Consider the following 14,084-nt stretch of genomic DNA (forward strand, 5'->3'; position numbering starts at 1 on the left):
TGACCCGTTAATCACTGACCTTTACTGCCGCTTCATGTGCCAGATTCAGATTTCCGGTCACAATAATCGTATCTCCTTCCAGTAACCCCTCTTCAATCCCTTTCTGTGATTTATCCGAAACAACATATTCCGTTGCATTTTCCAATCCCGTATGTACATAATTCCACATAGCCTTACCTTCTTGTAAAGTAAATACCACTTGCTTACCGGAGCGTAACACAACAGCCGTTTTAGGAATGACCAATTGTTGCCCTAAACTTCTTCTGACACTTACTCTTACATTCATACCACTGAACAGTTTTCCTTGTCCGTTTACTACAGCCTTCACCTTTACCATTCCGTTCGAATCTACCAATGGATTGATTTCAGATACGCTGCCTTCAAACGAATCTCCTCCGGCATAAGGAGTAATCATCACCTTATCACCTGTTTTAATAAAAGCCAACTCATTCTCCAACACTGTAAAATCAGCTTCCATCCCACGGGTATCAATAACCGTACAAAACACCTCGGAAGTATTAGCTAAATTATATGGTTTAGAAAACAGATTAGCCACTATCCCATCGAAAGGAGCAACCAATGTAGCATGTTCTGTTTCCCTTTTCACCAATTCATATTGAGATCTCGACTGCTCATATCCGCTCTTCACTTTCGCAAGTTTCATTGTTTCCACAGGAACTTTGCTAAAATCTTCGGAGGTATATCCCTGTCCGATCAATACATCTTTCAGTTCCAACTCGGCTTTCAACAAAGCATCTTCCGCTTGGGAAAGCTTTTGCTCCAAGCGAAATTTATCAAGTTCAGCTAAGTTCTGTCCTTTATGTACGCGGTCACCATTCTTCACATAAATACGAGCAATAACTTCACTTGTCTCAAAACGAAGATCAGCCTGTCCGAGAGCACTTACTTTACCGTTACTGACCAATTCGTGATGAAAATCACGTCTCTTTAGTATTTGAGTAGTGACTTCATTCTTAGCATCAGGAAGAACAGTGGAAACACCTTGTTCCTGTTTGTCGGCACTATTTTTTTTGTCAGAGCAAGAGGACGTTCCAGTCCAAACCAAACATAGCATCAACCATATACAATCATATTTTCTCATAATAATATCTTTATTGCTATCAATTACACATCATCTATTTAGGATAAACAAAGTCTATAGTCAAATCATCCGTATTATTTTCTGTATCCAGCATATTATCTACAAAAAGAACAATACCACTATAAGAGACACACCAACCTGTAAAATAATTATATCTATGTTTTGCCAACTTTACTTCATATACTTTTTTCATCTCATCATCAAACAACATTAAATATAAATCACGATCATTGATCAATTTCTCAATCCCCATATCAGCATCAAACTCTACTTTATCAATATGCAAACGGGCATACATTTTATATTGAGGAATATACATTACATCATAAAAATAAGGATTCTCCAACCTATGCCTTTCCAATGCAGCATAATCTTTTCCGGAAGTACATTCTGCCACAATATTAGAAGTATAGTTACTTTCTGCCATAACAGAGTTTCGTTCATTAGTAACTATATTCAAAGTATAAATGGAAGATTCAGCCGGATAATTATAGATAATATTTTCACCTACATAATTGACATTAGGAAAAGACATATAAGAATACCCTGCGCTCATATCAGGAATAATATTTGATGGCGACAAATAATAGATAGCAACATCTTTCTCTTTATTAATAAAGACTTCCTTGACCGCAAAGACCTTAGAAGACAAGTTTTGTGTTAAAAACATCAAAGATTGACGGTTCTTATTATAATATAAACGGGAAGTATGGATGGCATAATTAGTATTTATCAATAATTGCTCCTTATCATCCAGATACTCTCTCAAATCCACTATATTTTTTACAGTTCCTCTGCTGTCAACGAGAAAAACATGTTCAGAATCATCAGATACCCACACTGAATCTAATGAATGTACATATATGCCTGACAAACGAGATATAGCATGAGGACCTTTGGCGGGCAACGTTACTTGAGTTACCTGTTTTGATTCCAAATCCAGGTAATCTAATGAATGTAATCTATAATTATATCCGATAAGGATATTCACAGAATCTCCATGAACAGGAGAAGACAAATAATAAGACTTTAGCTGCAGCACATCTTGTTGAGGAAAATGTATTTCTTCCGTTTGCAGTGCAACTTCATTATTTACTATTGTTCCATCTGATCTCTTACCAGTACAGGATATCAATAGCATACAAGATAGGAAAAGCAACAAACTATTTTCTACTGTTCTCATTGTGTTCTATTTTTACGTTTTATACAACTACAAAAATAACATAACTAAAATACGATATCCTGATTATCAATAATAAATCTTCGTATAAGAATAAGATATAACCATTGTTAACTGTGCTCATTCATATTTCATCATATTTATCAGTTTATTTGTTTCAATAATTTCTTTACTTCCGCTCTCATCTCTTTTACCGCTGTCGATTGAACCTTTGGTTCTTTTGTCAGTACAACCTCAACCATACGCTTTAATTTCTCAGGTTGTTGGTTTTCCGGCTCCGCATACAGCTTTGCCAGAAGATAATACGGATAAATTCGTCCCGGAAGTCGATGCGTAGACCGAATCAGACTCTCTTCCGCTTTCTCATACTTTCCTACTGCCTGATAGTTCTTACCTATAATATTCAGAATCATTGGGTCATTACTATACTCCATGGCTTCTTTCAACACTTTTGTAGAGCTATCATATTGTTTCAATTTATGCAAACAATACCCGTATTCAAAAAGAAAGGCTCCCCGATTCTTCAATTCGGGATACAACGTCTCATATTCTTCTTTAGCTGATTGATATGCTCCGATATTATAGAGCATTTTACTACGATACCAGTTCTTACATGCATCATATTGATTGTTTTTCCAATAATATGCCCCTAATAGAATTATTATCGAAATAAAAAATAATAGCATTATCTTCGAGCGTCCAATAACACAAGCAGCCAGCAGAAAATAGAAGGTCACTGCAAATCCGGGAATCTGCATCGGATAAGAAGAAAAAGCAAATACCAACACTGCAATTATACCTCCACAAAGACCTATTCGTCCTTCCCTACTCCCCTTCCAAAGACAAAACGCAATTATTAATAAAACGACAAATAAAAAAGGAATCCCATATTCTGTTGCTACTTGAAGATATTCATTAAAAGCACATTCCGGACTACCCGCCACCAATTCTTCCGTTTCCGAATACTCTTCGTTTGCAAAATAACTCTCCTGTGCCCTGCCATAAGCTGAAACAAAATTCCCAGTTCCATGTCCTATAAGAGGACTTTCAGCAATAGCAAGAGTACTAATTTTCCACATGAACAGGCGCCCATTGGCGGAAGTTGCTTTTAACTGAAAAAGTGAGTAACCAATCACTATGAATATAATGCTTCCTGCAATACAGGCCAACACAACTTTTCTCTTATATATCTTTCTAATCTCCTTTAGTTTACTTCCCCATGAAATGTGCATTCCATACACCCATGCGCCCGATACGGCGGCGGCAATCCAAGCCGAACGACTCATTCCGGCAGGTAGCACACAAAGAATCAACAGCATCACTCCTAATGCCATGTAATACTTTCCCTGTTCTATCCATGTACGTTCCGTCTTTTCTTTCAAATTTAGCCATTCATGCAGGCAAAGCGGAAATATCATTGCCAAATATCCCGAGTAAGGTCCCGGATTATAGAAAGACCCTGTAAGTGCATATAAGGAATGATTAGAAACAGCGAAACCATATATTTGCCTCAAGCCCCATATAGCTTCAATCCCTCCCAATATAATCAATACCCACGTCACTATTGACGGAAAAGACAGATATTGTTTCTTATTCAAGCAAAGAAAAGGCAAACAACACACAGCAAAAACAACAGTCATGCGTCCCAACCATAGTTTTTGATAGGCCATTTCACCAACAGATATGTCGTTCGGAGTAGGAAAAGCTACTACACACAGGATTAACGCAACTCCTAAGAGTGCTATCAAACCCGCCATACCTTTCCTTTCAATTTTTATCAACTTTAATTTGACTTTCATGTTCTTCAATTATCTGACTACTGCCCGATAAAAAGCAATAACCGGATTATCTCCCTCTACATCATACGTTTTAAATAAATCCGGATAATCCTCAAGAGGATTTTCAGAAAAAGCATAATCGAGATACTCTGGTGTCAATATGCTGTAAAAGCAATCCTTATAAATACCGTCAATCGTATCAATTAAAGATGAATCCAGAAATTTAATCCTTTTGGCACAGTATACTTGTTTACTCTCTTCTACATTATATAAACAAGACCAAATATATCCATCCTTCACAAAACGAAAAAACAATAATCCGCCATACTCATATATATCAGTTATACCTAAGGAGTATCCTGAACGCAACAAACTCATTTCATTAGGTCTCTCTTCTATCATCGATGCTGGCAAGGGGTTCGGCAAATTAATCCGAAAACGCGGAACAACACTATCTTCATGAATCTGATAAACAATATTATCAAAATCCCTACAATAATACAACTTCGAATTATTATCATACAAATTGTGTCCTGAAGGCGAAAATGGATAGTCTTCTTTATTATTTTCATGTTTAAAGTATCGTTTCCCTATGGTAATGCCATCCTTTGACGCTAACAGGTAATAATGCAAAGAAATATCATCTTGATAGTTTCGATGTAAACGGTTATGATAAAAGAAGTATCCTCCCCAATAGGCTATTTCAGCCGGTGTAGGTTTATTAAACTTCTCACTTTTGACAAACCTACCATCCTCGGTCGAATAAAACATCAACGACTGTTTCATATTATCATAAATCACCAGTTGATGCAAACTAGCATTTACTGCAAAAGCATTTATATCCGTATATTCTCCGGGACCCTGCCCTCTAGCATTCAATTGAAATAACAATTCACCGGACATATCATAACATACAATGCCTACTACAAGATCCCATAAATAAATTCGTTCATCCGCAATCTGGATCTTTTTAATACGGCTTAACAAAGGAATCGCCGATAGTTTAACGTAAGATACCTGTTGCAATATAGTTTCCAGCTTATCATAAGTTTCTCCTGTCATTTCAACGATAACGTCCTGTGGACTAGACAGAGAGACAACTCCGGGGCCGATACTTAAAGACGTTTTATTATGAGTACACGACACAGTAAGACAAACTACCATTATTATAATAATACACTTATTCATTTTTTAATTACATTCCACAAGCTCTGGGTGTACAAGAATTAGGAGTTACACAAAATTCGCATATTCTTTCTATGCTGGCAGTATGCCACGGACCTTGCTGATAATCACATGCAATTGTCCTAGGAGCTGTCCAAGTCTTATCGCCATTCTCACGACTATTTGCCAACGCTTCAACATTAGACAGAACCAAATCAGATAATGTCTCTTTTTTAAACGAATTACAAATATTAGTACCAATCATCACTAGTAATGTAATTCCTAAAGCCATTTTTAAATAAATTTTCTTTTTCATACGTAACTAATTTTATATTAAATCTGATAGTCAATATGCCTTTATTTGATTTTCTTCATCATCCTATCCCAACGAGGTTTCTCCGTAAATTTGTCTTCTGAATACCAGATACGGGTAGCCTTGCCTACAATATATTCTTCCGGCAGCATCCCCCAATACCTTGAATCCTGCGAATTAGCCATATTATCACCAGATACAAAATAATAATTCTTTTCAAAACGATATCGAGAAATCAGACTGTCTCCCAATAACACCTGTCCGTCTTTCAGACGCAATTTCTTCTTTTGTTCCCAACCTATCAATTGCTTATACAAATGATAAGTAGTGCGGTCCATTTCTACCACATGTCCTTTCTGTGGAACAGGCAATGGTCCGAATTCACGAATATTCCACTTAAGTTGTTTGTTATATGGAAATGTACCAAAGACAATCCCGTGCTGCTTCGGATGCTGCAAATTTGCAATATACTGTTGAGCCTGATAATTCCCCACCTGTTCATTGCAACCACGTATCTTATAAAATCCTCCTCTGATTTCCAATGTGTCTCCGGGCAGAGCGATACACCGCTTCACATAATACTGCATCACGTCCATTCGAATACTATCCCAACGATTTTGCTGATAAGGAAAATTAAAAACCAATATATCATTTCTCTTAAAGTTTCCCCATCCGGGCATCCGATGAATAGTGAAGTCTTCATTATCTAAAGCAGCAAACACATTAAATAACCTAGCTCCCTTTATCATCTTATTAACCAGTATCCGATCTCCATCCTTTAGTACCGGTTCCATAGAATCCGAAGGTATTTTAAACGAGGTAAAACAAAATAGTTGTACCAAGAAGAGAATGAGCACCATGCAGAATACGAAAAATGCCAGATTCTCTAATATTGCCAAAATTTTCCTCACTTTGCTCATACGCTTTCTTTCAGTTGAATTAGTTTACGATAAGCCATAAGCCCCAACACGCATTTCACACGTTCATCATCCTCATTTAATAATCCTTCGCAAGGATAAACGTCTTTTTCCATCTTCTCTCGCAAATAATCCGCCCATAAACACAATAGATTCCAATGTGCATCAGCATAACTGAAATCCTGTTCCACTTCTACAATCACAGCCATCATCATCAACATGTCAGCAGCTACCGCCACTGCATTATCATCCAATTTTACCTGCTTATTAATAATAGGGTACAAACCTATATCATAAGGCGGATATCTCTTTACCCAATGATTATCTTCACAATATTCAAATATAGGATCCAATAGGCTTTTCATCCAGTCGATACGATTAAAATAGAGCAAAGTAGAAAAACTCTCATAAGCCTCCCTGATATTACCTAAAGTATCTCCAAAGCAAAATATTTTATTCTCTGATGATAACACAAATCTATGGGAAGATATAAAATTACGATAAGAAGGAAGCATCTGCCCTGCAAATGTTTCACCACCTACTTGAAAAGCTCTGGCACTCCACTGACAATCCTGTTTATCGCATTCTTCTTTAAGTTCCTGCCATCTATCTCCAACAGATTTCATTAATTCTTTTATTTCGCCTGTTCTATTTTTCTTCCAAAGAGGGGACAAACTTTCACCCCCATATTGTAAAGTCTGCCCTTCCTCATACCCTATTAGCAATGCACCTTTATCCTCATTCTTTGCGCTTAACTTTTGAGATAAAATAACATGACCATCCTCACTAGAGAAAGTTGATTCATTCGCCTCCATAGCTAAATATAAACTGTCGGACTTGGCAAAACGCCAATTCTGTTCACACCAACTATCCACCTTGCTCCTACCCAATAACCACTCCATATCTACATCAAACAGAATTTCCACTGTATGCTCCTTTTCATCTTTTGCATGAATCTGATAAGAAAGAAAACCTACAGGCCATCCTGTCATATCCCATTTCTCCGACAAGGAAGGTGAAACAAAATCAATCAGAAGCTCCACATCTCCACATTGAAAAACATAATGAGTCTGTGTAGCCTGCATATTCATTTGTTTCAATATTGCAGGTTTCACATCAACATAAGTCTTATTTTCCACATATAAACCAAAATCCAAAAAAGCAGTACCTTCCGCATTACCCCCATAAGCTGCTATAACATTATCACCATTAATAATTTGAGCTACTGTTTCATCCGTTAAACGATAGCATCCCGTTTGAGGAAGAAATGCTTCTTCTCCTAACAAATATTCTCCATTACAATAAAGCTTTATCTGATCATCATAAATATAACGGAGATAGACTTTGCGTTCTTTTAAAGTATCTTTGTTAGCAATGGTAATGTGCCTGCGAACATATATATTTTTCGCTCCCCATACTGTATGGGCTTGAAACTTCCCATTTTCCGAACCGAAGGCACCTTTACCCTTATTCCACAAAGAATCATTATACTCCCTTTGTTCCCATCCTCTGCCCGGAAATAAATAAGAATATTTTCCCTGCCATCCCAGGTTCTCGTTTGAAAGAGGGGCTAGAGAGGATATACGTAACGAATCTCCTCCTAAAAAACGGTAAGATTTACCATCCACCTTTAAAATACCCGTCAACGGAAACATTTTCCCCGATCTTAAGCACGGATAGGTTTTATTTAAAGTATCTTCTGTTGCCTTTATGGTAAAACCGGGAGCTATAGCCAACAACGTATGTCCGGAGAAAGAAATATCAAAAGGAGGACACACCTTCTTACCGGAATAAGAACAAGCACATATCAAGGAGATAATTCCTGAAAATAAAACTATCCTCCACATTACAACTTGTCTGATATTAAACTTTACCTCCATTGTTGTTCTCCATTTTCATAAACAAAAATTCTTTCATCCTTTCCACGAGTATGGTTTCGTAAAAGTAATAATGCATTTTCCGGAATATTCCGAAACACCAGTGAATCGGCAGTCGCCTTGATTGTCCCGGCAGATTGCCAGTCTCTTTCACAGTAGAATAATTCATATACATCACCAGGTCGAACATAATTATCCCTGTTCCGCGGAGTATAAACTATACGATCGACTTTTACTTCTTTTCCTAAATCCAATCCCGCCCATCCACCGGTGGGTTTGGAATAATCAAAAGAAGTCCATGTTTTCCCGTCAAAGACATTGGTATAGTCATGATCCCCATTCTGTTTTTCGTGTTCGGGAGTTCCTATTATCTTTCCCGTTAAAGCAACAGTATCATTTTTCTCATAAAAGGCGACTGCTGAAACATTACAATGAGCTTTAGGTCGACCGATATATCTAAGATAACGGTATTCTTTATCAGACCAGCATTTTACAGTAGTATTCAAACGATCAGGTTTACTTTGTATAATAAACAGTGTATCTTCATCCGAAAAATCCGAATGATTGCTTCCGGTAAAAACACCCCCTATCATTCTGTTTCTAAAACTACTTTCTTCTTTAAGATTAAACTTAGCATACAAAACCATATCTTGCGTCTTTTTCCCGACGGAATAATAGTGAGGGGCATTAGTTTCTTTATCCAGATAAAAAGGATCAGTCAAGAAATGTAATGATCCTTTTTCATAAGTGGCAACTCTTAAAACTGCCCCTTTACGAACATATCGAAAAGCCAAATGACCGGCATCGTATTCTGTCCAATCAACCGGAATCCAACGATCTCTATTACTGGCACATAAATAAGCAATCCTCCCACTCCTTTTCTCTTTATACTGCTTTTCCAAAGGAATGACCAGATTCTTTTGGTATGAATACGCATAATCAAAAGTTACATCCTTAAACTTAGGAATATGCCAAAATGGATGTACCTTCTCTCCATATTGTGACATCTGTTCATGTAACTCTCTGTTTACACTAAATGTATATCTATATATCTTGGCAGTTCCTCCCTGCCGATACAAAGCACATTTGCGAACACGTGTCAAAAATGTCATAAAGTCGGACATATATCCTTCTCCGTTTTTATCCCATACTATTGTCCAAAGATGCCCGAAATTCGTATCATTACGTGCAGGTAAGTAGTCGATTGCACAAGGAATACCTAAAGCACGAAATAAGTAAATCTCAAAATCTGCCAATTCTCTACAACTACCGACTTTATATTGTACAAATTCAGGTCCGATATGTCCGAAAGAAAAGGGAGTTATAGAAGTAAAGAATGTCTTTTTATCCGGCAATCTCGCCATTAAATATCTGGCTGCCACTAATGGATCTTCTTTATCCAAGGTGTCAGACATCCGCAATGAATCTAACAATGAATTGTATTTCTTATAATATATCTCACGCCAATAAGTTAACGGTTCATCCCCTATTCGGTAAGGCAATAAGTACTCACAAAATGTTTCAAACGAAATATTCTTTCCCCACGGTTGCTCCTGCCAAACTTTAAATGCCCAATCAATATTATGGCACAAATATGCAGAATCCATTTCCATAATATCGCGTTTCTTTTTAGGTTCTTTCATTGCACCAAAGACTTTCTTGACTGAATCCGAAACTTGTTGCGCAGTTTTACCCTTACGTACTTTTAGCCAAGCATAATAAGACTTATAATTCTCTAATTGTTCTCCACTAGAATAAATGTAAAAAGGCATATTCTCTATTAAAAAACAAGCTGCTTTATATTTTAGACTATCAATAGGATTCTTCTTATAATAGTGAAGTACTTTTTGAAGTTCTTTTTTATTTCCACCTGCCGCCTGTAAAGCAACTTCTAAAGGGAGCATAGTTTTTTTTTCGTAGAATAAATACTTTCTTGCATATTGCCATTCTAACACAAATAACAAAACAAGGATAGATGGAATATATATACAAAGCTTCTTAAGCATAAATTAATCCTCATTTACTTAGTATTTCCTGTTCATGTTCTCTACTGACCTTTCTCATTTATCATAGGTCAAAACAACGCTAAAAAATGTATTTTTTTATTTCACATATATATTCATTAATACCGGATTACTATCATCAACCAAATTATATTTACGAGTAACAGTCTCCTCATAATTATTCAAAAAAGACTGAGCATTAATATAACTTATATAAAAATCAGAAGAAACTGCTGCAATCTTCGTAAATGCTTTTATTTGAGGGTCCAAAAGAGGGCAAAATAAATAACCTTCTTTCTCTTTTGCTTCATATTCCAAAAGTAAAGGTGCTCCATGGTTTCTCCATATTTCGGCCAGAAAATGTCCCTTACATTGATAGAATGAATTAACACCTGAAATTAGGCACTCATTAGTAGAATATTGTTCTCTTACCCCTCTTTCCTTTTTAAAGTCCTTTTCTAATTCAAGATCTGAATTATCTACAAAATCATCCGATATTATTTTCATATATTTGCTTACTTCATCATTATCTATCATATAAATATATGGAGAATATCTAGGATTAAAAAATAAATGATTCCCTGATTTATAAAAACTTTGGGCTTTAAATGGAGTATTAGCATTATCTGCAATACCTCTAGATGCTATTACCGGAACAAATTTCTCATTCGAATAAAATCCTAAACAAATACCGTCTTCAGTCTGAAATATATTGGTTCCCCATATCTTTCCCGTTTTTTCATCAACAGCTATTTCCATTACAGTTGCATTAGTTTTATATTCTGTAAACAGCTTGTAATCAGGATATTTATATTTTATTATTTTTCGTCCTACAATAGATGATATGTATATATTTAAATCTGCATCTATATCAAAGTCTGATATATCAGCATATTCTCCTGGTCCACTCCCTATATTATGAATTTTAGTAATATATGAACCATTATCGTCAAATAAAAAGATCATAGCTTGGACTTTATCAAAAATATAATATGTCTCATTCTTATACAATATCTTAGTTATACTAGATATTAATGATCTCTCATTTGTTTCTAATGGAACAAAAGTTACAGAATCAAATTCATGCAAATGATTCTTCTTACTACAATAGTCATATTCCAACAAAGTAAGATTCCTATCTTCTATTTCTTTTAAAGAATTATTACGAGGATTATTGCATGAAACCAACAATAATAAAAAAATATATACAATTATTTTTTTCATAAACGAGCTATAATTATGTTTCTTTTATTAAAAAGAACGTATTATTAGAAAGTAACAAGACGACCAATCGCCACATATTAATTAAACATCAGATACCTAGTAATAGATATCTGATGTTTAAAACCTAGTTAATTTGGACAATCTCTATTCCTCATCGTAGTAACACCCGAATAACATCTGTCACTATTAATACTAAGACAACCGATATGGCTATTATAGGTTGTAACAAGACACCCATCCTCCCAATGAGTTTCTTCATCACTAGTCCAACTATAGTCAGGAGTTCTACTACCTGACACATCAGTTTCACCTCCAGCTAGTGCATCTATATTAGCCAAGCTAAACAATGATAACGTTGAAGATTGAGAACCTAAATCTATTTTGATATTCAATACCGCCACAGTTACTATGGCTAAAACACATATTCCACTAAACAAAAATTTCTTCATTATCTATTTTTTTTAAGATTAAAACCTAATATAAAAATCATTATTCATTTCTTTGTTTTTCACATAAATAACACCTCCTTACTTAATATATAGCTTTTATTTACTTTGATTATTTACCTTACCTTGTATTACAAGTTTAACATATCTTCTTTCTATATTACAATATATTGTAACATTTTTCTTAAAATATCCTTCTTTATTAGGAGTAACTTGCACTACAATATCGGTTGTTTTATTAGGTAAAACCGGTTGTTTTGACCAGTTAGGTACTGTACAACCACATGTAGTAGTTACATTATTCACCACCAAAGGGTTAGGTCCAATATTTTTAAGACTAAACTTTGCAGTAGTAGTCTTATTTATTTCCAGATTTTTAAGTTCCAAAATAGTTGTATCAACTGTCAATGATGTTATCAAAGACTTATCATATAAGTCTGTTTTTTCTACTCTTTTATTTTCATTTATTATTTGCTTATACAAACTCCATATTTGAGGATTCTCTGTAGGATTACCAATGCAAACGACCTTATTATATTTATCCAACAAAAAAGTCTGATATCTACTGTCTTTGGGAAATGTATTGAGTTTATCAAGTTGATTACATATATCCATATAGCAAGGATATTTAAATGAGTCCTTTCTAAATAAAAAGAATATTTCTTCGATATTTTTAGGATGAAAATAAAATTGAAAATTAACAAAACCTGCCATTTCGTCATTAACTTCCTTAATAATAGCATTCCATTTATACAAATGTAATTTACAACTAGTGCATCCTATTGAATCTGTGTATACTAGTATTTTATAAGGCGTAGAATTGGGAGAAATACACAAAGTATCCCTATCAATCGATTTACAAAAAACATCTTGAGGAAATATAATTTTCTTTCCTGTCCATTCTTTTACTATCTTTTCAATTTCCGTTGATAGTTGATCATTTTTACATCCACAAAATGTAAAACAAACTACTCCCAATATTAGAACTACACCCTTAACCATAATACAAAATAGTTATAACTAACATAATTTCTCATTTATAATAATATTGCAGCAAAATTGCTACTTTACCTATTTAATACTAAACATTACAATCGGCTGATCATCATTAACATCTGTCGCTATTATCGTTTTAGTATCTTCATCCACCCAAATACCATATATATAATGGTCGAGCACATATTTGCATAACGGTTCTCCTTCCAAACTAAATACATAAATATATTTTCCTCCATCAGGAAGCCTTCCGCTTTGTCTTGCGATCTCCTTAAAAGACGTTCCATGAAATACAGTATAAATGGCACTATCTGTTACTTGTACATCACTAAAACCCATAATACCTGTTGGCATACCATATCCATCTGATACTTTGAATTCAGGTTCACCATGCTCACCGATACGAATAATATGAGTACTATCTTTCAAATTATAAACTTCAACGACTTCTCCCAATTGGGTTACTGCCGCCAATATTCCATTGTTAGGATTGTAGTCAAGGAAGCTCCTCCATGCTTGAGCCAATGCCGGACGAGCATTTTCCAATGCTTTTTCATCAATAGTCGGAATAATCCCTATCTTATCTATAAGCCTCCCATTACGGTTAACTCGACATAAACGATTTTCACCGGAATAGTCAGGAATAATAAACATTGAATCATTATATATAGCAAAATCAAGTGGTCGAAGTATATCTTCATCCAATGTTACCGTTTCGTCACGAAGNACCGGATGAAGAAAAGTCTAACCTAGTTAATTCACTTTTATTGGCATCCAATGTCCAGACTACATGATTCTGTAAACGAAAGTTCTCCATTGATAACATTTCTGTAGGTGAATCACCACGCTTCCCAAAAGAAGATAAATACTGGAAACCAGGATATTGGAATAAGTGTCCATAATGATCAAGACCATGTAAATCCATCACAATGGCTCTATCTCCTTCGATTCGTATCCTAAACGGATAACGAAGCAAGGCTGTATCAAGCTCAATCACTTCTCCTATTAATTCTCTCTCGTGCGGAAATCCCGAATAGAATAATACACCCTTTGCATATTCTTTATGCTTATGGTCACAAGAGAT

At 35.2% G+C, this 14,084-nt stretch carries 11 protein-coding genes and 1 pseudogene; all 12 read right to left on the reverse strand.

Translation table 11 applies throughout. The features are described from left to right. Positions 1-7 precede the first annotated feature (7 nt). On the reverse strand, positions 8-1,102 hold the full coding sequence (locus KQP79_RS24440) for an efflux RND transporter periplasmic adaptor subunit (RefSeq protein WP_004312283.1): 1,095 nt from the start codon (positions 1,100-1,102) through the stop codon (positions 8-10). 34 nt (positions 1,103-1,136) lie between these two features. After that, the gene (locus tag KQP79_RS24445; protein ID WP_004312284.1) at positions 1,137-2,285 is read right to left on the reverse strand and encodes a hypothetical protein; all 1,149 of its coding nucleotides are present in this window, start codon (positions 2,283-2,285) and stop codon (positions 1,137-1,139) included. Positions 2,286-2,425: 140 nt separating this feature from the next. Next, positions 2,426-4,081 carry an O-antigen ligase family protein gene (locus KQP79_RS24450; protein WP_004312285.1) on the reverse strand — a complete coding sequence of 552 codons (1,656 nt, stop codon included), beginning with the start codon at positions 4,079-4,081 and terminating at the stop codon, positions 2,426-2,428. 9 nt (positions 4,082-4,090) lie between these two features. Then, a complete protein-coding gene (locus KQP79_RS24455) occupies positions 4,091-5,122 on the reverse strand; it encodes a 6-bladed beta-propeller (protein WP_004312286.1) in 1,032 nt (343 codons plus the stop codon). A gap of 133 nt (positions 5,123-5,255) precedes the next feature. Then, the gene (locus tag KQP79_RS24460) at positions 5,256-5,540 is read right to left on the reverse strand and encodes an NVEALA domain-containing protein (protein WP_008648102.1); all 285 of its coding nucleotides are present in this window, start codon (positions 5,538-5,540) and stop codon (positions 5,256-5,258) included. A 41-nt stretch (positions 5,541-5,581) separates the two neighbouring features. Beyond that, positions 5,582-6,457: a signal peptidase I gene (gene lepB, locus KQP79_RS24465; protein ID WP_004312287.1), complete on the reverse strand. Its 876-nt coding sequence runs from the start codon at positions 6,455-6,457 to the stop codon at positions 5,582-5,584. Then, the gene (locus KQP79_RS24470) at positions 6,454-8,334 is read right to left on the reverse strand and encodes a DUF5127 domain-containing protein (RefSeq protein WP_004312288.1); all 1,881 of its coding nucleotides are present in this window, start codon (positions 8,332-8,334) and stop codon (positions 6,454-6,456) included. The genes lepB and KQP79_RS24470 overlap by 4 nt, the downstream gene beginning before the upstream one ends. Next, complete coding sequence (locus tag KQP79_RS24475; RefSeq protein ID WP_004312289.1) at positions 8,325-10,235, reverse strand: transglutaminase domain-containing protein; 1,911 nt, start codon at positions 10,233-10,235, stop codon at positions 8,325-8,327. Before KQP79_RS24475 ends, KQP79_RS24470 begins: the two co-directional genes overlap by 10 nt. A 198-nt stretch (positions 10,236-10,433) precedes the next feature. Next, on the reverse strand, positions 10,434-11,558 hold the full coding sequence (locus tag KQP79_RS24480) for a 6-bladed beta-propeller (RefSeq protein WP_004312290.1): 1,125 nt from the start codon (positions 11,556-11,558) through the stop codon (positions 10,434-10,436). 128 nt (positions 11,559-11,686) lie between these two features. Next, positions 11,687-12,007 (reverse strand): hypothetical protein, encoded by a 321-nt coding sequence (locus tag KQP79_RS24485; protein ID WP_008648115.1) that lies wholly within the window; start codon positions 12,005-12,007, stop codon positions 11,687-11,689. 96 nt (positions 12,008-12,103) lie between these two features. Beyond that, positions 12,104-13,006: a DUF1573 domain-containing protein gene (locus tag KQP79_RS24490; RefSeq protein WP_004312291.1), complete on the reverse strand. Its 903-nt coding sequence runs from the start codon at positions 13,004-13,006 to the stop codon at positions 12,104-12,106. A gap of 69 nt (positions 13,007-13,075) precedes the next feature. Further along, positions 13,076-14,084 (reverse strand): annotated as a pseudogene (locus tag KQP79_RS24495) (BF3164 family lipoprotein); the annotation flags it as partial.

This window comes from Bacteroides sp. DH3716P (genome assembly GCF_025914115.1).
Taxonomy (GTDB): domain Bacteria; phylum Bacteroidota; class Bacteroidia; order Bacteroidales; family Bacteroidaceae; genus Bacteroides; species Bacteroides ovatus.